Here is a 20,915-nt window from a genome sequence, read left to right as displayed (position 1 = left end):
GCGGTGGTCGTATGAGTGAGCGGCGGGAGAATCTCAGTTACTCGCTGTTCGGTGACGCCGTGCGTGAACTCGCCCAGGTGATCGCCGACGACGGATACCGGCCCGACCTCGTGCTCTCCATCGCCCGAGGCGGCGTCTTCGTCGCCGGAGGGCTCGCCTACGCGCTTGACTGCAAAAATCTTCATCTTGTCAACGTGGAGTTTTACACCGGGGTCGGTACCACGCTCGACATGCCCGTCATGCTCGCGCCTGTTCCCGACCTTGTCGACTTCTCCGACAAGAAAGTGCTCATCGCCGACGACGTCGCCGACACCGGCAAGACGCTCAAGCTCGTACGGGAATTCTGTCTCGATGCCGTGGCCGAAGTGCGGTCCGCGGTGATTTATGAGAAGTCGCATTCGCTGGTGAAATGTGACTATGTGTGGCGGCGGACCGATGAGTGGATCAATTTTCCGTGGTCCGTGCTGCCGCCCGTCCGGCGGACGGGTGAGGGCTGACCGGCTGACGGGCTGAGGGGTGGTGGCGGGCCGGGGCGGGCGTCCCGGCCCGCCCTGTCAGCCGTGGCGGCAGCGCCCCGGGGGCTAGAACGTGCCCAGCTTCACGATCGACAGCAGTGCGATCAGCTGGATGGCCGACGCGCCCAGCGCCCTCGGCCACGGCAGGTCGTGGGAGCGGCTGACCATCAGGGTCAGCAGCGCGCCGGCCGCCACCCAGGTCGCCCAGCCCAGGATCTGGACGAAGGGCGCGTCGCCGCCCGCGAACATCGCGACGAGCAGGCGTGGGGTGTCGGTGAGGGATGTGATCAGCATCGACAGGCCCACCGTCGGCTGCCACGCCCCGTCGCCGCCCAGCTGGCGCGCCAGCGTGTGGGTGACCACGCCCAGCACGAACGCGCTCAGCACCATCGCCACGGCCGTCGTCAGGACGATCGGGATGGCGTTGGAGAGCGTCGCGTTGATCGCGTCCTCGCGGGCGCCGTCGAAGCCGAAGACGGCCAGCAGCCCGTAGAGGAACGTCACGACGAGGGCCGGGCCCCACATCGCGTAGTCCCGCATCTGGAGGAACGTCTGGTTCGGCGCCAGCACGATGCCCTTCAGCAGGGCCTTCCAGTGCAGGCGGGGGCCCGGCGGGGGCGGCGGGGTCGAACCCGCGTGGTAGGTCTGGCCCTGGGTGTAGCCGGACGCCTCGTCGACCGAGAACGCCTGGGTGTGACCAGGGTTGTTCGCGGCGTACGGGTCCGGCGTGCCCTGGTGGTAGCCGCCGTCGCCGAAGTACTCCGGCTCGCCGTACGGCTGCTGCGGCGCCTGGGGGGCGTGCTGCGGGGTGTGCGGTCCCGGCGCGGGGGGATAGCCGTACGACGGTGGGCCCTGGGGGGCCTGCTGCCCGTACGGAGGGTTGTGCGGTCGCGCTTGCGGGGCCCGGTTGTCCCGGCCGCCGCGTCCGATCCTGAATCCAGCCACGTCATCGAACGTACCTGGTCCCGGAGAGTGACGTACCGGAGCCGGGTGTACGGGGCGGGGTTTGCGGCCGAGCTGTGACATCCCCTAAGGAGTCCCCGCGGCTTCCCTCAAGGGAGTTCCCTGAGATGTCCGTACGGCGTCCCCTAGGGGCCCTGATGAGTCCTGATGAGCCCTGATGAGCCCTGATGAGCCCTGATGAGCAATAGGGGCCCCTGGTGGGCCCTGGTCAGCCGTGTTCCGTCTCTCCGCCGCCCAGTCCCGCCGGCTGCGGTGCCGGAGCCTGGGCCGGTACCGCCTTCGACGTCACCGGGAAGACCGGGCCCATCGTGATCGTGAGCGGGGTCAGCTCCGTCGTCAGGGCGATGGCCAGGGACGCGACAGCGGGGAAGTGCATGGTGGTTCGTTCGCTTCTGTGGGGAGGGGGAACGGGGGGGAGGGGGCCCGGTGGTGTCATGCCGGAGTTCGGTGGGTCCGGCGGGCCCCGGCGCCCGGGTCCGCGAAGGTCTTCGCGTTCGGCGGCGGCGGGCCGGATGCCGTACCCCGCAGGGACTACATCCCGCCCGCGCCCGCGTTCTCGCTACTCCGCGATCTCCCAGCCGAACGTCGCCGGGCCCCGCAGCCCGACCTGCGCCGCGGTGAACGACTTCCCGCCGGACGCCGCCACGCCGGTGGACGTACCGCGCAGGACGGTGATGCCGCCATTCGCGTTCTCGTAGCCCGACCCGATGATCAGTTCGGCCTTGCGGTCCTTGGTGAGGTCGGTGAGCTGGACGGTGAGGCCGAAGGCGTCGCCGCGCTCGTCGGCGCCGGGGACGCCCGTGGTGTTCTGGGTGTACGACTTGGCGCCGGTCGCCTTGAGGCCGGTGCTGGAGCCGAACAGGACGGTCACCGCGCCGGTGTCCTTGACCGTGCCGTTGTCCTCGCCGGGCACGCCCACCGCGACATCGGCGAAGCCGTCGCCGTTGACGTCCCCGACGGCGACCGCCGCGCCGAAGCCGTCGTACGCCTCGCCCGCGCCGGGCACGCCCGCCGTGTCCTGGTGCACGACGGTCGGGCGCTGGGCCGGGTCGGGGCCGTTCTTCGAGCCGTACCAGACGGAGATCTGGCCGCCCTTGTGGCCGCCGGGCGCGGTCCCGTTCGGCTCGCCGGAGTCGCCGAGGACCAGGTCGCCGTAGCCGTCGCCGTTGATGTCGCCGATCGCGCCGGGGTCGCCGTCGGCGTTCGGCAGGTCGACGACGCGGTAGTCGGACTCGGGGGAGTTCCCGTCGAACGGGGCGTGGGTGAGGTAGCGGATCGCGCCGCGCTCGTCGCCGTCCTCGCCGAACGGATAGACGCGCTCGGCCTTGCGGTCGCCGTCGAGGTCGCCCGCGATCACCTCGTACGTGCTGCCCAGCTCGGCCACCGGGTTGTGCACGCGGGGCTTTCCTGAGGTGGCGAACGGGCCCTGGTAGAGGTGGGTGTTGTTCTGGCCGGTGCCGGTGACGTCGAGCTTGCCGTCGCCGTCCACGTCGGCGACCGCCACGTCCGAGCCGTAGCCGCCCCAGGCGGTCAGGCCGGAGGGCTGCGGGAGCAGGGCGCCGCCGGACAGGCCGGTCCGGCTGCCCCACAGCACGTGCAGCGAGCCGATGCCGCGCTTGGTGGAGGTGCTCTCGTACTGGGAGCCGACCACGAGGTCGCTGTAGCCGTCGCCGTTGAGGTCACCGGCGGCCAGGCTGTAGCCGAAGCGGTCGTCGGTCTCGGCGGTACCCGGCACATTGGGGGAGTTCTGGGTGAACACGGCCCGCTTGGAGGTGGTGGAGACGCCGGAGGCCGTGCCGTACATCACGACCACGGCCCCGGCCGCGTGCACCGAGCCGACGTCCGCGCCCCACGCGCCGATCGCCAGGTCCCGGTAGCCGTCGCCGTTGAAGTCGTGGGCGAGGCGGGACGGCGCGGCGGCGGCCGTGGCGGCGGGCAGCGCGGTGGTCAGCAGACCTGAGGTGAGGGCGGTGGCGAGAAGCAGGACGCGCTTGCGCAAGGGGGACTCCGTGGCGGCGGTGTGGTGGGGCTATGTGACTGAGGTGCCGTGTTACGGGCGGGTGCCGGGGGTACGGCGGTCCGGGCGGGAGGTTCCTTCCCGGGTTGGCGATACGTTTCGGCGATCATGAGACCCGCGGTGGGGGCGAAGGGTTGTACGGGTTCGGGGACTGTTTATGAGGTTCCTGTGACTCTGGTGGTTTCGGGGGTGCTGGTGGGTGCGGTGACTCCGGTGACTCCAGGGGTTTCGGCGGTTTCGGTGACTCCGGAGGTGCCGGTGATTTCACGGAATCCGTGGCCGACGCCTCACCCGGCCGGGAGTGCCGGCGTCTCACCCGCCCAGGAACTCCGGCGTCTCACCCGGCCAGGAACTCCGCCGTCGAGAACGTCACCGCCGCCTCACCCGACACCAGCGTCCCCCCGTCCTCCCCATCCTCGCCGTCCCCGCCATCCCCCTTCACCCCGGGATGTACGGCGATCGAGTCCCAGGTCTCCCCCCGGAACGTGCGGAGCACCAGGTCGGCCCGCTCGTCGCCGTCGAAGTCGCCCACCGCCAGGACGCGCGAGGTCCCCTGGGCACCCGTACCGGCGGCCGGGGTGAGCGTCGTGGCCGGTTCCGGACGCAGGCCCTGGGCGCCGCCCCGGAAGAGGCGCAGTTCGGGGCCGTCCGTGATCACCAGGTCGCTCAGGCCGTCCCCGTCGAAGTCGGCGGTGTCCAGGAGCGGGCCCGGGTGGTCGAGGACCGCGCGGGACGGGTCCGGGAAGTCGTAGCGCAGGGCGGTCCCGGACCGCGTGCCGACCGCCGCGTCCAGGGCGGCGCCACGCCCGAACCGGCCCACGGCGACATCGGTGCCGGGCGGCAGCGCGATCTCGGTGCCGGTGGGGCCGTCCGGTCCGCCGAGCACCAGGAAGGCGTCGCCCGCGCCCGTGGACGTACGGACGACCAGGTCGTCGTATCCGTCCCGGTCGACGTCGACCGACGGACCGGTGGGGACGTTGCCGGGGGCCGGGATCGGGGCGCCCGCCCCGCGCGGGGCGCCCTTGCGGGTGAACGGGCCGCGCAGATAGCTCAGTTGCTGCTCGGAGGCGTGCAGGACGAGGTCCTGGGCGCCGTCCCCGTCGAAGTCGCCGCACACCGGCTGGTCCGGCCAGTCGTTGCCCGCGCGGGCCGCGTCCGGCACGGCGAGGGTGACGGCCTTGCCGGTCAGGCCCTCGGGCGAGCCGAAGAGGACCTGGACCGGGACCGGGGGGCGGCCCTGGCCGTCGTAGGGCGGGTCGGTGGACAGGACCAGGTCCGTGAAGCCGTCGCCGTCGAGGTCGCAGCCGGTCTCCGCGTCGAACACGGCGGGCGCCTGTCCTTTGGTGCGGGCCGCCTGCTCGGCGGGGCTCAGCAGCTGCCACGCCCCGGGCGCGAGGCCGTCCGGACCGCCGTACACGATCCCGACCCCGGCGTCGTCCGCGTGTTCCTGGTCCTTGACGAGGTCGTTGAGGACGAGGTCCCTGCGGCCGTCGCCGTTGAAGTCGTCGAGGGTGTCGCTGCCGTCGCCGCGCGGGACCGGCATCCGGGGCGCGGGCTCCGCGGCCTTGTCCACCGGGGTCTGCCCGGCGGGCGCGGCACCGGAGCCGGGGCCGCAGGCGGCGAGCCCCGTCATCAGAGCGGCGGCCACCGTCACCACCACCGCGCCTCTTGACACGCGCACCATTCACCTCGCCGGCCTCTTGTGCAACGACTCCGTCATGATGCGGGCGCTCAAGACGTGGCGACAACCCTGGGTCGACGGCGACTTCGATCGCCCGGAGATCGCTCACCCAGGTGTGAACTCGTACTGCAACTCGTAGAGATGGCCCGCCTTCACCATGGATGTCACTTCGACGGGGCGTTCGCCGTCGGAGTGGACGACACGCAGGGTGCACAGAACGGGCAGGCTGCTCGGGAGCCGCAGCGCCCGGAACTGCTCCTGCGTGGGGACACGCGCCGACACCCGGTCGGTGCTCCGGCGGGGCGGGTACCCGAGTTCCGTCAGCAGAAGGGGAGTTCCGCCCTTGATCCGGCGTCGGTTCATCAGGTCCGTGCCCTCGGCGATGTCCAACGGGTAGTACGACTTCACGAGTTCGGCGGGTTCGCCGTCGATCAGGAGGATCTGGCTGCGGCAGAGGACCTGCTCGCCCTCCGGGATGCCGAGGGCGGCACGGACGTCCGCCGGCGGAGTGACATGCGTGACGTCAAGGAGGGTGAAGCGGGCGTCCGAGCCGTGCCGCGCCGCCTCCGCGAGCCAGGGGTAGGAGTCGGTGGCGGCGCCTGTCGCCAGGGACGCGGCAGGGCGTAGGGTCCGCTGCCGGTGGGGACGGACCGTGACCGCCGATCCCGCGCGGCCGATCACCAGCCCTTCGTCCTTGAGGAGCTGGAGTGCTTTCTGGACTGTGGCGTTCGAGGCGTCGAAACGCTCCTTGAGCCCCGCCGTTGAGGGCAGATTGGCGCCCGGCGGCAGCTCACCGCTCATGATGTCGTCGCGCAGGTCGGCCGCGATGCGTTCGTGCAGTGAACGCCGGTCGTGGGCGTGGGGTTCGGCCTTGGGCACGGTCATCCGATCGTGATCTCGTAGCTCAACCGCTGTCGCCGGGCGGGCATCACCATGCGGTCGACCTGGAGGGGGCGCTCGTCGCGGTCCAGCGTGAGCCGGGTGAGGCGCAGGACGGGGTCCCCGGGCGGAGTCGCCAGAGCCTGCCGTTCCTCCTCGCTCGGCAGGTCGGCCGACACGTCCTCACGGACCAGAGCGCCGACATGGCCCAACCGGGCCAGCAGGGTCACCGCTCCGCCGCGGATCTTGGCGGTCCCGGCGAGCGCGGTCCCTCGGGCGATGCCTGTGGGGTAGTAGGAGTCGGTCAGTTCGTGCGGTTCCTCGTCCAGGAGGATCAGTCGGCGGCGTACGACGACCGGCTCGCCGTCCGGCACGCCGAGCAGCCGCGCGACCTCGTCCGGCGCGGGCACCTCCCCGGCATGAAGGATGCGTTGGGAGCCGCGTCGACGCCGAGCTGCCGCGTCCGCGCTCCAGGCGTCGCCCTGTCCCTGCCCTCGCGGTGTCAGATACGGCGTCGAGGTACTGACCCACCTGTCTGAGCTCACGCGTCCTCCTGCGACTGACGGTGTTTCTGCTGCCGGACAACGGTAAGCGACCCAGGCCCGCGCCGAACGATGTGAATCCTTCCGCTTTTCGCGAATACTAGTATGGTTGAGAGTGTTGAGTCTCCCGCTGTAGAGCAGATCGGAGCCGATCGCACATGACCCATGCCGAAGCTGGGGAACGGAGGGACGGGACGCCGGGGCGAGCGCTGCGCCTGCTGCCCTGGGTGAGCCCCGAGGGCAAGCCGAGCTATCTCATCGGTGGCGTTCCTGGCGGGCGAGTCTCCCGTCTTGCCGATGCCGCCGAGGAGATCCAGCTCGCCATAGGCGCATTGCTCGTCGGTCACGCCGAGGAACTGCTGCCGGACGCTCCCGCGAGCGATGTCCGGTTCCTCGCCGAACGGCTGACCGAGGCACTTCGTGATGCCCTCCGCATCGCCGAGAGCCGGGGGTGCCGGACGGCTCCGTGAGCGTCCGCGCTCATGGCGGTGCCCCCGTCCCGGGCCATGCAGGCCATCAGGACGGGGGCACCGTGACGTACGGGCGGACCGGGCTACTTCACCGGCTCCGGCTCCGGAGCCGGCTCGCTGTCCGTGGCTCCGTCCGCCCCGTCCGCCGGTGTCCGGACCGACTCCAGCAGCAGCTGGGCCACATCCACCACCTGCACCGACTCCTTGGCCTGGCCGTCGTTCTTCTTGCCGTTGACCGAATCGGTCAGCATGACCAGGCAGAACGGGCAGGCCGTGGAGATGATGTCGGGGTTGAGGGAGAGGGCCTCGTCGACGCGCTCGTTGTTGATGCGCTTGCCGATCCGCTCCTCCATCCACATGCGCGCCCCACCGGCGCCGCAGCAGAAGCCGCGCTCCTTGTGCCGGTGCATCTCCTCGTTGCGCAGACCGGGGACCTTGCCGATGATCTCGCGCGGCGGCGTGTAGATCTTGTTGTGGCGGCCCAGGTAGCAGGGGTCGTGGTAGGTGATGAGGCCCTCGACGGGGGTGACCGGGATCAGCTTGCCCTCGTCCACCAGGTGCTGGAGCAGCACGGTGTGGTGGATGACCTCGTAGTCGCCGCCGAGTTGCGGGTACTCGTTGCCGAGGGTGTTGAGGCAGTGCGGGCAGGTGGCGACGATCTTCTTCGACGCCTTCGGCTTGCGGGACTCCTCGGTGACCTTGCCGTCGTCGTCCAGTTCCTCGCCGAACGCCGTGTTCAGGGCCATGACGTTCTCCATGCCCAGCTCCTGGAACAGCGGCTCGTTGCCGAGGCGCCGCGCGGAGTCGCCGGTGCACTTCTCGTCGCCGCCCATGATGGCGAACTTAACGCCCGCCATGTGGAGCAGCTCCGCGAACGCCTTGGTGGTCTTCTTGGCGCGGTCCTCCAGGGCCCCGGCGCAGCCGACCCAGTACAGGTACTCGACGTCGGAGAGGTCCTCGATGTCCCTGCCGACCACCGGGATCTCGAAGTCGACCTCCTTGGTCCACTCCAGGCGCTGCTTCTTGGCGAGGCCCCAGGGGTTGCCCTTCTTCTCCAGGTTCTTGAGCATCGTGCCCGCCTCGGAGGGGAAGGCCGACTCGATCATCACCTGGTAGCGGCGCATGTCGACGATGTGGTCGATGTGTTCGATGTCCACCGGGCACTGCTCGACGCAGGCGCCGCAGGTGGTGCAGGACCACAGGACGTCGGGGTCGATGACCCCGTTCTCCTCGACCGTGCCGATCAGCGGGCGCTCGGCCTCCGCGAGGGCCGCGGCCGGGACGGCGGCCAGTTGCTCCGCGCTCGCCTTCTCCTCGCCCTCCATGGACCTGCCGCCGCCCGCGAGCAGATAGGGCGCCTTGGCGTGCGCGTGGTCGCGCAGGGACATGATGAGCAGCTTGGGGGAGAGCGGCTTGCCGGTGTTCCAGGCGGGGCACTGGGACTGGCAGCGCCCGCACTCGGTGCAGGTGGAGAAGTCCAGCAGGCCCTTCCAGGAGAACTGCTCGACCTGGGAGACGCCGAACACGTCGTCGTCGCCGGGGTCGGTGAAGTCGATGGGCTTGCCGCCGGAGGTCATCGGGAGCAGCGCGCCCAGCGAGGTGTCGCCGTCGGCGTTGCGCTTGAACCAGATGTTGGGGAAGCCGAGGAAGCGGTGCCAGGCGACGCCCATGTCGGTGTTGAGCGCGACCACGATCATCCAGGTGAAGGACGCGGTGATCTTCAGCCCGGCGAAGAAGTAGGTGAGGTTCTGGAGGGTCGCGAGGTCCAGGCCGGACAGCGCGGACACCACCGGGTAGGAGACGAAGAAGGACGCCTCGTAGCTGTCGACATGGTGCATCGCGCCTTCCAGCGCGTGCAGCATGAAGATGCAGACACCGACGATCAGGATGACCGTCTCGACGAAGTACGCCTGGCCGGTGTTGGACCCCGCGAACCGCGACTTGCGCCCGGCCCCACCGGGCCGCGACAGCTGCCGGATCACGATCAGCGCCAGAATCCCGAGCACGGTCATGGTGCCGATGAACTCGACGAAGACGTTGTACGGCGCCCAGTCGCCGATGACCGGCAGCAGCCAGTCGGCCTGGAAGAGCTGGCCGACGGCGTTGACGATGGTCAGCAGCAGTGTGTAGAAGCCGATCGCCACGAACCAGTGGGCGACGCCGACGATCCCCCAGCGGTTCATCCGGGTGTGGCCGAGGAATTCCTTGGCGAGGGTGATCGTGCGCAGCACCGGGTCGTTGGTGCGGGCCCCGGCCGGGAGCGGCTGGCCGAGCATCATGAACCGGACGATCTGGAGGACGGCCCGGCCGAACAGGGCGACGCCGACCACGATGAGGACCATCGACACGATGATCGCGGCGAGTTGCATCTCAGGGCTCCTCGGGCCTGCGGGGGAGGGGAACGCGCCGGACGTCGGCGGACCCCGTCATTACTAAGCGGTAACTTACCCAGTTCTTCGAGATTACCCCGCATCCCGTCTCGCACTGTAGTCAGCCGCTCGGTGATCTGTGTCGCTGAGGGGAGCCTGTGTATCTCACGTCCGGCGTGTCGGGCGCGGTGGGGGCCGGTGGCCGGTGGGGTCCCGTGCCTCCTCGGAGCGCCCGGCGCGCCGAGTGAACCTCAGTATTCATCACAAATCGTGACATTCGGCTTAGCTTGAGCAGGTGCTCTACGGGATCGCCGCGGCCGTCGCCGCCCTGCTGCTCGCCGCCCTGCTCTCGGCGCTGCTCGGCACGCTCGCACGGCGGCGCGGATTGCTGGATCGTCGCGGACTGCTGGACCGGGGTGGATTGCCGGACCGGCGCGGACTGCCGGACCGGGGTGGACTGCCGGACCGGGGTGGACTGCCGGACCGGGGTGGACTGCTGGATCGGCGCGGGTTGCAGGACCGGCATGGATTGCCGGACGGGATCAGGCCGCTGGACCGGCGCGGACTTTCGGACGGGATCAGGCTGCTGGACCGGAGGGGACTGCTGGACCGGAGGGGACTGCCGGACCGGCGCGGACTGCCGGACCAGAGCAGACCGCTGGACCGGCGCGGACCGCTGGACCGGCGCGGACGCGCCCGCCCCGTACCGCTGCTCGGCGGCGCGGCGGTCGTCGGGGCCACGCTGCTGGTCGCCGGGGCGGGCGAGTGGGCCGGGGTCGCCCGGCTGGGCGACGGGGTCGGCGCGCTGCTGGCGGCCGGTACCGCCGTCGCCGGGCTCGGTCTGGCGGCCGACCTGTGGCGGCTGCGCACCCGCTTCCTGCTCGCCGGTACGGCCGTGGCCGCGCTGTGCGTGACCCTGCCGTACGGCGGTGGCGGGGTCGTGGGCGCGGTGCTGGCCGCCTGCTGGGCCGCCGGGGTGGCGCTGGCCTTCCGGTCCCTCGACCACGCCGACGCGCTCGCCGGGACGGTCGGCGTGGTGACCGCCTTCGGGATCGCGGTGTGCGCGGCGGTCGAGGTGCGGGACGGGCTCGCGGTGCTGCTGAGCGTGCTGGCGGCGGCGCTGACCGGGTTCCTGATGCACAACTGGCCCCCCGCGCGGATCGCCCTCGGTGCGACCGGCTCCCTGTTCGTGGGGTTCGTGCTGGCGGGCGGGGCGCTGTTGACCCGCGCAGGCGGGGATGTGCCGGTGTCCTTCGGCGTGTTGTTCGCCATGACGGCCGTCGGGGCAGCGGATGTGGCGCTGGTGCTGCTGGTGCGGCGGCTGTCCGGGCGTCCGCTCGCGCGGAGCGGGCCGGACCATCTGGCGCACCGGTTGCGGCGGGCGGGACTGACCGCGCGGGGCGTGGCCGTGGTGCTGGGCGCGGGCGCCTTCACGGCGGTGCTGGTCGGGGTGCTGGTGCACACCGGGTGGGCGGACGCGACGGCGGTGCTGTGGGTGGCGGGCGGGGCGGTTGTGGGGGTGGCGGTGCTGGTGCGGGTGGGTGCGGCCTCGGGGGTGCGGGTCGGCGCGGCCTCGGGGGTGCGGGGAGGGGCGGCCTCTGGGGCGCGCGTGGGTGCGGCTCCAGGGTCGCCGGTGGGTGCGACCTCCAGGTTGACGGCGGGGGCGTCCCCAGGGTCGCCGGTGGGTGCGACCTCCGGATTGCGGGTGGGCGCGTCCCCAGGGGCGCCGGTAAGTGCGGCCCCTGGATTGCAGGCGCGCGCAACCCCCGCCGGACGGGCTGCGTCTTCCCAGGCCAGAGGGCAGTTGCGTGTAAGGAACGGATAAAGGTTGAGCGGGGTCGACTCAGCTCTGTTGACCCAGTCGAGTCGGTGATGCACACTTGAGTCCGTTCCACTCAAGTCAGCTGGAGGAATCAGTCATGGCACGTGCGGTCGGCATCGACCTGGGCACGACCAACTCGGTCGTCAGCGTTCTGGAGGGCGGCGAGCCCACCGTCATCACCAACGCCGAGGGCGCCAGGACCACGCCGTCCGTCGTCGCCTTCGCCAAGAACGGCGAGGTGCTCGTCGGCGAGGTGGCCAAGCGCCAGGCGGTCACCAACGTCGACAGGACCATCCGGTCGGTCAAGCGCCACATGGGCACCGACTGGAAGATCAACCTGGACGGCAAGGACTTCAACCCCCAGCAGATCAGCGCCTTCGTGCTGCAGAAGCTGAAGCGGGACGCCGAGGCGTACCTGGGCGAGAAGGTCGCGGACGCGGTCATCACCGTCCCCGCCTACTTCAACGACGCCGAGCGCCAGGCCACCAAGGAGGCCGGCGAGATCGCCGGTCTGAACGTGCTCCGGATCGTCAACGAGCCGACGGCCGCCGCCCTGGCGTACGGCCTCGACAAGGACGACCAGACCATCCTGGTCTTCGACCTCGGCGGCGGCACCTTCGACGTGTCCCTGCTGGAGATCGGTGACGGCGTCGTCGAGGTGAAGGCCACCAACGGCGACAACCACCTCGGTGGCGACGACTGGGACCAGCGGGTCGTGGACTACCTGGTCAAGCAGTTCGCGTCCGGTCACGGCGTGGACCTCGGCAAGGACAAGATGGCGCTCCAGCGGCTGCGCGAAGCCGCCGAGAAGGCCAAGATCGAGCTGTCCAGCTCCACCGAGACCTCGATCAACCTGCCCTACATCACCGCCTCCGCCGAGGGCCCCCTGCACCTCGACGAGAAGCTCACCCGCGCCCAGTTCCAGCAGCTGACCGCGGACCTCCTGGAGCGCTGCAAGACCCCGTTCCACAACGTCATCAAGGACGCCGGCATCCAGCTGTCCGAGATCGACCACGTGGTCCTGGTCGGCGGCTCCACCCGGATGCCCGCCGTCGCCGAACTGGTCAAGGAACTGACCGGTGGCCGCGAGGCCAACAAGGGCGTCAACCCGGACGAGGTCGTCGCCATCGGCGCCGCCCTCCAGGCCGGTGTCCTCAAGGGCGAGGTCAAGGACGTCCTGCTGCTCGACGTCACCCCGCTGTCCCTCGGCATCGAGACCAAGGGCGGCATCATGACCAAGCTGATCGAGCGCAACACCACGATCCCGACCAAGCGCTCCGAGATCTTCACCACGGCCGAGGACAACCAGCCGTCCGTGCAGATCCAGGTCTACCAGGGCGAGCGCGAGATCGCGGCGTACAACAAGAAGCTCGGGATGTTCGAGCTGACCGGTCTGCCGCCCGCCCCGCGCGGTGTCCCGCAGATCGAGGTCGCCTTCGACATCGACGCCAACGGCATCATGCACGTGACCGCCAAGGACCTGGGCACGGGCAAGGAGCAGAAGATGACCGTCACCGGCGGCTCCTCGCTGCCGAAGGACGAGGTCGACCGGATGCGCCAGGAGGCCGAGCAGTACGCGGAGGAGGACCACCGCCGCCGCGAGGCCGCCGAGACCCGCAACCAGGGCGAGCAGCTCGTCTACCAGACGGAGAAGTTCCTCAAGGACAACGAGGACAAGGTCCCCGGCGAGATCAAGACCGAGGTCGAGGAGTCCGTCGCCGAGCTGAAGGAGAAGCTCAAGGGCGAGGACAGCGCCGAGATCCGCACGGCCACCGAGAAGGTCGCCGCCGTCTCCCAGAAGCTGGGCCAGGCCATGTACGCCGACGCCCAGTCCGCGCAGGCCGCGGGCGGCGCCCCCACGGGTGACGCCCCGAAGGCCGACGACGACGTGGTCGACGCCGAGATCGTCGACGACGAGCGCAAGGACGGTGCGGCGTGACGGAGGAGACCCCGGGCTTCGAGGAGAAGCCCGACGTCCCTTCCGGCGCGACCCCCGACGACGCCGAGCCGAAGACCGCCCCCGAGGAGGGGGCGGCCACGGCCGGGGACGGGACCGAGACAGCGGGTCGCCTGGCCCAGCTGGACCAGGTACGCACCGCGCTCGGTGAGCGCACCGCGGACCTCCAGCGGCTCCAGGCCGAGTACCAGAACTACCGCCGCCGGGTGGAGCGGGACCGCATCGCGGTCAAGGAGATCGCCATCGCGAACCTCCTGACCGAGCTGCTCCCCGTCCTCGACGACATCGGGCGGGCCAGGGAACACGGCGAACTCGTCGGCGGCTTCAAGTCGGTGGCGGAGTCGCTGGAGACCGTGGCGGCCAAGATGGGCCTCCAGCAGTTCGGCAAGGAGGGCGAGCCCTTCGACCCGACGATCCATGAGGCCCTGATGCACTCCTACGCGCCGGACGTCACCGAGACGACCTGCGTCGCGATCCTCCAGCCTGGGTATCGCATCGGCGAGCGCACCATCCGCCCCGCGCGGGTGGCGGTCGCCGAACCCCAGCCGGGAGCGCAGCCGGTCAAGACGGAGGGCGACTCCGCCGACGCCGACTCCGCCGAGACCAAGGAGAGCGGTGGCCCGGACGAGGGCTGACGTCGACCGGACGACGAGAACGACAGGGACGACAAGGACGACAAGGACGCCGAGGAAGGAGGGACGTCGGGGATGAGTACGAAGGACTACATCGAGAAGGACTACTACAAGGTCCTCGGCGTCCCGAAGGACGCCACCGAGGCCGAGATCAAGAAGGCGTACCGCAAGCTGGCCCGGGAGTACCACCCCGACGCCAACAAGGGCAACGCCAAGGCCGAGGAGCGCTTCAAGGAGATCTCCGAGGCCAATGACATCCTCGGCGACCCCAAGAAGCGCAAGGAGTACGACGAGGCACGGGCGCTGTTCGGCAACGGCGGCTTCCGGCCCGGCGGCCCCGCCGGCGGCAACTTCAACTTCGACCTGGGCGACCTCTTCGGCGGTGGCCAGCCCCAGGGCGGCGGTGGAGGCGGCGGCTTCGGCGGCGGAATCGGCGATGTCTTCGGCGGGCTGTTCAACCGCGGCGGCGCCGGGCCCGGGACGCGTACCCAGCCCCGGCGCGGCCAGGACATCGAGTCCGAGGTCACCCTCAGCTTCACCGAGGCGATCGAGGGCGCGACGGTCCCGCTGCGGATGTCGTCCCAGGCACCCTGCAAAGCCTGCTCCGGCACCGGCGACGCCAACGGCACCCCCCGGGTCTGCCCGACGTGCGTCGGCACCGGACAGGTGGCGCGCGGCTCGGGCGGCGGTTTCTCGCTGACCGACCCGTGCCCCGACTGCAAGGGCCGCGGCCTGATCGCCGAGACCCCCTGCGAGGTCTGCAAGGGCAGCGGCCGGGCCAAGTCCTCGCGCACCATGCAGGTGCGCATCCCGGCCGGGGTCGGCGACGGCCAGCGCATCCGGCTGCGCGGCAAGGGCACGCCGGGCGAGCGCGGCGGCCCGGCGGGCGATCTGTATGTGGTCGTCCATGTCGACGCGCACCCGGTGTTCGGCCGCAAGGAGGACAACCTCACCGTCACCGTCCCCGTGACGTTCACGGAGGCGGCGCTCGGCGGTGAGGTCCGGGTCCCGACCCTGGGCGGTCCGCCGGTCACCCTGAAGCTCCCCCCGGGCACCCCCAACGGCCGCACCATGCGGGCCCGTGGCAAGGGCGCGGTCCGTAAGGACGGCAGCCGGGGCGATCTGCTGGTGACGGTGGAAGTGAGTGTCCCGAAGGACCTTTCGGGGAAGGCTCGTGACGCCCTGGAGGCATATCGCGAGGCGACCGCGGACGAGGACCCGCGGGCGGAGCTGTTCCAGGCCGCGAAGGGAGCTTGATCGTGATGGACGGCCGTCGTCCCCGGCAGCGCGGGATCGTCCCCGAGATGACCGAGGAGACTCCGGTCTACGTCATCTCGGTGGCGGCCCAGCTCTCGGGCCTGCACCCCCAGACCCTGCGGCAGTACGACCGGATGGGCCTGGTCTCCCCCGACCGCACTCCGGGCCGGGGTCGGCGCTACTCGGTGCGGGACATCGAGCTGCTCCGCCAGGTGCAGCAGCTGTCCCAGGACGAGGGCATCAACCTGGCCGGCATCAAGCGGATCATCGAGCTGGAGAACCATGTCGCCGCGCTCCAGGCCCGGGTGGCCGAGCTGGAGTCCGCGGTCGACGGCGCGGCGGCGGCGATGCGCCAGCGCGAGGCGCAGGTGCACGCGTCGTACCGCCGCGACCTGGTGCCGTACCAGGAGGTGCAGCAGACCAGCGCGCTGGTGGTGTGGCGGCCCAAGCGGCAGCAGCCGGATTGAGCAAGGGCCGAGGCGGAGGCCCGAGGCTGAGGCGCTGATGTACCGACCGGTCGACGGCCGGGTGTTCCCGGTGAGGGCCGGGGGACGGGAGACCGTCCTCCGGCCCTTACTCGTGTCCGCCTCGCGGCTTCCCCCGCGCGCCCCGGCCGACCCGCCGTCAGCTCCCTTTCGGTGGAGGGCCGGTGGAGACGACCGGAAGGAGATCGACAGAGGAATCCGCTGTGTCTTCACCGGTTAAACGGAAGGTGATGTTGCCATCTCGTTAAGTAGTATCGCTTGACCGTTACCGCGACCGGCGCGTTGGCTTCCAGTCGTCCGCGGTGTGCCGTGCCGCCGACGGCGTCCCGTCCGCAAATGAAGTGAGCCCCCGAAATGCGTCGTATCGCCATACCCGTGGCCACATCCTCGCTGATCCTCTCGCTCGCAGGGTGCGGTGTCCTGGGCGCGACGGGCGAGAGCAGCGATGCCAGCCCCACCAAGGGCAACGACCTCACGATCGGGCTGCTGCTGCCGGAGAAGGCCAACACCCGGTACGACAAGTTCGACTACCCCATCTTCGAGCGGCGGGTGGCCGCGCTCACCGACAACCAGGGCCGGGTGGAGTACGCCAACGCCGACGCGGACGCGGCCCGTCAGGAGACCCAGCTCCAGGCCATGATTGACAACGGTGTCGACGCCATCGTGCTGGACGCGGTCGACGCCAAGGCCGTCGCGGACGGGGTGCGGAGGGCGAAGGACGCCGGAATCCCGGTGATCGCCTACGACCGGTTGGCCGAGGGCCCGATCGACGCGTACATCTCCTTCGACAACGAACTCGTCGGCGAGGTGCAGGGCCGCACCCTGCTGGAGAAGCTGGGCAGCGGCTCCGCGGCCGACAAGATCGTGATGATGAACGGCTCGCCCACCGACCCCAACGCCGGCCAGTTCAAGCAGGGCGCGCTGGACGAGCTGGAGGGACAGGTCACGGTCGCGAAGTCCTACGACACCAAGGACTGGAAGCCGGAGAACGCCGAGGCCAACATGGCCGAGGCGATCGAGGAGATCGGGGCCGGGGACATCGCCGGGGTGCTCTCCGCCAACGACGGCATGGCGGGCGGGGTCATCAAGGCCCTGGAGGCCGCCGGGGTCACCGACCTGCCCCCGATCACCGGTCAGGACGCCGAACTGGCGGCGGTGCAGCGCATCCTGAGCGGCGAGCAGTTCATGAGCGTCTACAAGTCCTACCCGCAGGAGGCCGAGGCCGCCGCGGAGATGGCGGTGGCCCGGGTGCAGGGCAAGGACATCCAGTTCGACGCGCTGACCCGGGACCGGGTCGACAGCCCCACCCACAAGGACATCCCCTCCCAACTGGTCACCGTGGTCGCACTGACGTCCGAGAACATCAAGGACACCGTGGTCGCCGACGGGATCTACAAGGTCTCGGACATCTGCACCCAGGACTACGAGGAGCCGTGCGCGGCGGCGGGCCTGAAGTGACCGATCCGGACAGGGTGTTGCCCGTTTCCTGTCCGGTCCATCCTTTTTGACCCTTCCGTTCTGCCCGTTTCTTCCCCCTGTCGGGGCTCTGCCGTCTCCCGGCGACCGCCTTGTGGCGCGTCTCGCCGCCCGTCGTGCGACTTCCCGCGCGGGATCGGGCCGAGGACGGCGGAAAGCAGCCCATAGCGGTGGTTTCTCCTGTTCGCTTCCCGAGGAGCCGTGTTGCGGAGCAGGTCCGGGCCGCGCATAGTTGCGGAGCCGAAAGGTCTCGTCGGTGCCGGCCTCCCGGGTACACCCGGGGCCCGTCGGCGGACCGAGCCGACGACACGGAGAGGCTGGAACCGGGGGTGGAATGGGCGATGGCCGGGCACGGAAGGGAGCATCCCCACGGTGCCGACCGACTGTGCGAGGCCGGCGACCGGGTGTACTCCCGTGCCGTACGACGGGGCCGGGTGCCGCGCACCGACGCCGTACCGGTGCCGTGTCTGCTGGAGCTGGCCCTGCTGCACCCCGACCCCGACGACATGGACTGGCTGGTGCCGACCGCTCCGCAGGAGGTCATGACCCGGCTGCTGCGCGGGGTCTACGACGAGGTCAGCGCGAGCCAGCGACGGGTGGGCGGCGCGGTCGCCGCCGTCGAGTGGTACGCGGGTCTCGGCGGCCCCGCGCCGACGTCACCGCAGGGTGAGGGCGCGGCGATCCGGGTACTGGACGGTCCGGCCCGTATCCAGGCGGCGCTGGACGAGGCGACGGACGCCTGCACCACCGAGGTGCTCACCGTGCAGCCGGGCGGCATCCGCCGGGAGCACGAGCTGTCCGAGGGGCTGCACCGCGCGCTGGCGCTGCGGGGGCGCGGGGTGCGGATGCGCGATCTGTACAACCATGTCGCCCGTCACGGGCAGGGACTGCTGAACTACCTCGAACTGATGGGGGAGGCGGTGGAGGCCCGCACCCTGGACGAGGTCATCGACCGGCTGATCCTCTTCGACCGCACGGTGGCCTTCATCCCGGCGAACGCGGACCGCACGATGGCGCTGGAGCTGCGCCACCCCGGGCTGGTCGAGTATCTGGTCACCGTCTTCGAACGGCTGTGGCGGCTGGCGATCCCGCTGACCGCGCCGCTGCCGGACACCGGGATCGAGGGGATCTCGCACCGGGAGCAGTCCATCGCGGCGCTGCTCGCCGAGGGGCATCAGGACGCGGTGATCGCGGAGCGGCTGGGGATCAGTGTGCGGACGTGCCGGGCGCATATCGCGCGGTTGTCGGAGACGCTGGGGGCGGCCAGTCGTACGCAGTTGGGGGTGCGGATAGCGCAGGTGGGGTTGCACAGTCCGTCGGGGACGCCTACGCCGGGGGTGGCTGCGGAGGTGACGATTCCTGGGCAGGAGTCTTCGCCGACGGCTCGCTGACGCGGTCAGTGGGGCGCGGGCGGGGGAGGTGCTGCCGGGTGCGGGTGGGTGGGGGCTGGTCGCGTGGTTCCTCCCCCAGAGGGGGTACCCCCAGCGCCCCTTAAGGGCGTGGCCCTGACGTCCCTTAAGAGCCACCCGGCGTCTCTGGAGAGCCCGCCCGGCGTGCTCTCACCGTCGCTGCCGGCTCACCGGTCGCCCTCCTTCTCCAGGATGCCCGACTGGGCGATCAGGTAGCCCAGTTGGGCGCGGCTGCCGCTGCCGAGGGCTGTGGCCAGTTTGGCGATATGGGCGCGGCAGGTGCGGACGTTCATGCCCAGGCGGCGGGCGATGGCCTCGTCCACATGGCCCTCCACCAGCAGCTTGGCGATGGTGTGCTGGATGTCGGTGATGCCGTCGGGGGCGGTCTCGTAGGGGGTGCCGGTACTCAGGGGGACCGCGCGGCTCCACATGAACTCGAAGACCTTGATGAGGTAGCGCACCAGACCGGGGTGGCGCAGTTCCAGGGCCACCTGGCGGTCGTCCCGGGTGGGGATGAAGGCGACCGTCTCGTCGCAGATGATCAGCCGCTCCACGAGTTCGTCGATGGTGCGGTACTCGACCTTGTTGTCGGTGAACTGGGCGGTGTACGCCAGGGTCTCGGGGCTGTGCCGGGCGGTGTGCTGGTAGAGCGTACGGATTCGGACACCGCGGTCGGTGAGTGCCCTGTCCCGTTCCAGTCCCTGCATCAGGGTGTGCTCAAGGCGTCTGCCGCCGGGCTGGACGGTCAGCATCTCGGTCTGGCACTGCCCGGTGGCCAGATCGAGGGCGCCGTTGATCCGTTCGAATCCCTCCAGGACGGTGAGCGACGGGGTCGACGTCGTCGTCTGGGTGGCGAGGCTCATGAACGGCTCGAAGATGTCGGTCAGTTCGACCGAGGTCCGCCGTCGCTCCGCTATCTCCCGCTCGATGGGGTTGAGCCGCTGGGCCAGCGCGATGGCCGGGGGTACCGGTCGCAGCCATTCGGGGTCGTCCGGATCGGGGTGTAGCAGGGCGAACTCCATCAGACAGGGAGCCGCTTCTGCCTCCGTGCGGGCGATACGTCCGCCACGGAGGGCGGCGGCGTAGAGACGACTGCCCTCCTCGCACAGTTCGGTCACCGGATGGGGATGCATCCTAGATGTCCCTTTGGTTACCAAATTTCCACCCCCCAGGGTCCTGAACATGCAGGAACATGATGCACCGTTTGTGTGGCCACGACGTGCCTGAATGAGCCATCGTCTTATCCGACGGGGGAAGAGGGGACCTTCAAGTGAGGACGAAGCCGACTATGCGCAAGAGAACGCTTCGCTCGGTGCTTGTCGCAGCCTTCTCCGCCGTTGTGGCCATCGGAACGCTCAGTGGTCTGGCCGGCGCGAAGGGCGACACCAGGGCTGACAGCAGTTGGGGGCTGGTGCGGGCGACTGCGGCCGGCGAAGCGGACAGTAGTTGGGGTCCGAATCCGCCAGCCGATGTCACACCGGTCCGGGCAAACGACAGTAGCTGGGGCTGACCGATGACCACTCCGCCGGACGACCGGTCGTTTCGCAGGGAAATGGCCACGGCCTACCGCTCGGGCTGGCACTTCATCGATCTTGTCACCGCGCTCCCCCACAACGGTGACTCGCTGATGGTGACGGTGTTCGGCGAGCCGGTGGTGGTGACCCGGGACGAGGACGGGGACGTGCGGGCCTATCGCTGCCTGCGCCGCCCCCGGGGCGCGCCGCAGCCGGTGCGCTGTGCCATCCGCTACGGAATGATCTTCGTCAATCTGGACCAGCGGGACCATCAACTGGCGGAGCCCACGCCCGCCACATCACAGACCATCTCAGCCACCCCCCGCAGTGCCTGACGCGATTCCCCCGTCGTAACAGATCGCTCAGGTGCTTCCCCCCGCAGCGGCGTCACCGTGACCTGAACACGGTGACGCCGCTGCAGTTTTCGGGGAAATTTCCGGGTATCGGGTGATCTTCACGGTGGCTGAAAATGATCTCTCTCAGCCCCGGCCTGTTGCTCGTGTCACTGTGATCTCGATCACCACACGCGTGGGATTGACCGATGGCGTGCGGTAGCGCTCGGCGTATCGCCGCTCCGCCTCCGCCACCTGCTCCGGCTCGTCGCGGACCACCGCCCGCCCCTCCAGCGTCGCCCAGCGTCGCCCGTCCACCTGGCACACCGCCACCCGGGCCCCCTCCGCCCCGGCCGCCGCCACATACCGCGCCTTCGCCGTCGCCCGGTCCGTGATCACCCGGGCCAGCCGGGTGCCGGGGTCGTAGGTGACCCCGACCGGCACGACATGCGGGGTGCCGTCCGGGCGGATCGTTGTCATGGTGCACACATGCCGCTCACGCCAGAAGCTGAGGTACGACGCGTCCGGCGCGCCCGGGTCCTGTGGATACGAAGCCATGGCCGGAAGGTAGTCCCCAGGGCCTCCCGAGCACTGC

18 protein-coding genes and 1 pseudogene are annotated in these 20,915 nt (G+C 70.4%); 10 read left to right on the top strand and 9 right to left on the bottom strand.

Features of this window, described 5'->3' with window-relative positions; genetic code table 11:
• Positions 1–11 precede the first annotated feature (11 nt).
• A complete protein-coding gene (locus AB0D49_RS39065; protein ID WP_362768062.1) occupies positions 12–497 on the top strand; it encodes a phosphoribosyltransferase in 486 nt (161 codons plus the stop codon).
• 84 nt (positions 498–581) lie between these two features.
• Here the strand turns inward: AB0D49_RS39065 and AB0D49_RS39060 are convergent, their stop codons facing one another.
• From AB0D49_RS39060 to AB0D49_RS39035, 6 genes are all read right to left on the bottom strand, one after another.
• Positions 582–1,541, bottom strand: a complete 960-nt coding sequence (locus AB0D49_RS39060; RefSeq protein WP_362768059.1) for a YIP1 family protein — start codon at positions 1,539–1,541, stop codon at positions 582–584.
• Positions 1,542–1,686: 145 nt separating this feature from the next.
• A complete protein-coding gene (locus AB0D49_RS39055) occupies positions 1,687–1,854 on the bottom strand; it encodes a hypothetical protein (RefSeq protein ID WP_362768056.1) in 168 nt (55 codons plus the stop codon).
• Positions 1,855–2,037: 183 nt separating this feature from the next.
• Positions 2,038–3,477, bottom strand: coding sequence for an FG-GAP and VCBS repeat-containing protein (locus tag AB0D49_RS39050; RefSeq protein WP_362768053.1), 1,440 nt, complete (start codon positions 3,475–3,477; stop codon positions 2,038–2,040).
• Between the two features lie 355 nt (positions 3,478–3,832).
• Positions 3,833–5,128 (bottom strand): VCBS repeat-containing protein, encoded by a 1,296-nt coding sequence (locus AB0D49_RS39045; protein ID WP_362768132.1) that lies wholly within the window; start codon positions 5,126–5,128, stop codon positions 3,833–3,835.
• Between the two features lie 153 nt (positions 5,129–5,281).
• Entirely contained in the window at positions 5,282–6,061 is a 780-nt protein-coding gene (locus tag AB0D49_RS39040) for a GntR family transcriptional regulator (protein WP_362768050.1), read from the bottom strand.
• Positions 6,058–6,600, bottom strand: coding sequence for a UTRA domain-containing protein (locus AB0D49_RS39035; RefSeq protein ID WP_362768047.1), 543 nt, complete (start codon positions 6,598–6,600; stop codon positions 6,058–6,060). Before AB0D49_RS39035 ends, AB0D49_RS39040 begins: the two co-directional genes overlap by 4 nt.
• A gap of 155 nt (positions 6,601–6,755) precedes the next feature.
• Between AB0D49_RS39035 and AB0D49_RS39030 the strand changes: the two genes are divergently transcribed.
• The gene (locus AB0D49_RS39030; protein ID WP_362768045.1) at positions 6,756–7,067 is read left to right on the top strand and encodes a hypothetical protein; all 312 of its coding nucleotides are present in this window, start codon (positions 6,756–6,758) and stop codon (positions 7,065–7,067) included.
• Between the two features lie 83 nt (positions 7,068–7,150).
• Here AB0D49_RS39030 and AB0D49_RS39025 read toward each other — a convergent pair whose 3' ends face one another.
• Complete coding sequence (locus AB0D49_RS39025) at positions 7,151–9,436, bottom strand: (Fe-S)-binding protein (RefSeq protein WP_362768042.1); 2,286 nt, start codon at positions 9,434–9,436, stop codon at positions 7,151–7,153.
• Positions 9,437–10,055: 619 nt separating this feature from the next.
• On the opposite strand from AB0D49_RS39025, the pseudogene AB0D49_RS39020 reads away from it, so the two are divergent.
• From AB0D49_RS39020 to AB0D49_RS38990, 7 genes and pseudogenes are all read left to right on the top strand, one after another.
• Positions 10,056–10,976: pseudogene (locus AB0D49_RS39020) on the top strand (MraY family glycosyltransferase); the annotation flags it as partial.
• A 379-nt stretch (positions 10,977–11,355) separates the two neighbouring features.
• Entirely contained in the window at positions 11,356–13,197 is a 1,842-nt protein-coding gene (gene dnaK / locus AB0D49_RS39015) for a molecular chaperone DnaK (RefSeq protein ID WP_362768039.1), read from the top strand.
• Entirely contained in the window at positions 13,194–13,850 is a 657-nt protein-coding gene (gene grpE / locus AB0D49_RS39010; RefSeq protein WP_362768036.1) for a nucleotide exchange factor GrpE, read from the top strand. Before dnaK ends, grpE begins: the two co-directional genes overlap by 4 nt.
• Positions 13,851–13,922: 72 nt before the next feature.
• On the top strand, positions 13,923–15,104 hold the full coding sequence (gene dnaJ, locus AB0D49_RS39005; RefSeq protein ID WP_362768033.1) for a molecular chaperone DnaJ: 1,182 nt from the start codon (positions 13,923–13,925) through the stop codon (positions 15,102–15,104).
• Between the two features lie 5 nt (positions 15,105–15,109).
• Complete coding sequence (locus AB0D49_RS39000; protein ID WP_362768030.1) at positions 15,110–15,571, top strand: helix-turn-helix domain-containing protein; 462 nt, start codon at positions 15,110–15,112, stop codon at positions 15,569–15,571.
• A gap of 372 nt (positions 15,572–15,943) precedes the next feature.
• Positions 15,944–17,047 (top strand): substrate-binding domain-containing protein, encoded by a 1,104-nt coding sequence (locus tag AB0D49_RS38995; protein ID WP_362768027.1) that lies wholly within the window; start codon positions 15,944–15,946, stop codon positions 17,045–17,047.
• Positions 17,048–17,406: 359 nt separating this feature from the next.
• Positions 17,407–18,456, top strand: a complete 1,050-nt coding sequence (locus AB0D49_RS38990) for a LuxR C-terminal-related transcriptional regulator (RefSeq protein WP_362768024.1) — start codon at positions 17,407–17,409, stop codon at positions 18,454–18,456.
• A 185-nt stretch (positions 18,457–18,641) separates the two neighbouring features.
• Here AB0D49_RS38990 and AB0D49_RS38985 read toward each other — a convergent pair whose 3' ends face one another.
• Positions 18,642–19,607, bottom strand: coding sequence for a helix-turn-helix transcriptional regulator (locus AB0D49_RS38985; protein WP_362768021.1), 966 nt, complete (start codon positions 19,605–19,607; stop codon positions 18,642–18,644).
• 380 nt (positions 19,608–19,987) lie between these two features.
• Here AB0D49_RS38985 and AB0D49_RS38980 point away from each other — a divergent pair, with 380 nt between their 5' ends.
• The gene (locus AB0D49_RS38980; RefSeq protein ID WP_362768018.1) at positions 19,988–20,323 is read left to right on the top strand and encodes a hypothetical protein; all 336 of its coding nucleotides are present in this window, start codon (positions 19,988–19,990) and stop codon (positions 20,321–20,323) included.
• A 144-nt stretch (positions 20,324–20,467) separates the two neighbouring features.
• Here AB0D49_RS38980 and AB0D49_RS38975 read toward each other — a convergent pair whose 3' ends face one another.
• The gene (locus AB0D49_RS38975) at positions 20,468–20,878 is read right to left on the bottom strand and encodes a TIGR03618 family F420-dependent PPOX class oxidoreductase (protein WP_362768012.1); all 411 of its coding nucleotides are present in this window, start codon (positions 20,876–20,878) and stop codon (positions 20,468–20,470) included.
• Positions 20,879–20,915 lie beyond the last annotated feature (37 nt).

The sequence above is a fragment of the Streptomyces sp. NPDC048290 genome, from assembly GCF_040652095.1.
Lineage (GTDB): Bacteria > Actinomycetota > Actinomycetes > Streptomycetales > Streptomycetaceae > Streptomyces.
This window is presented reverse-complemented; position numbering and strand designations above follow the sequence as displayed.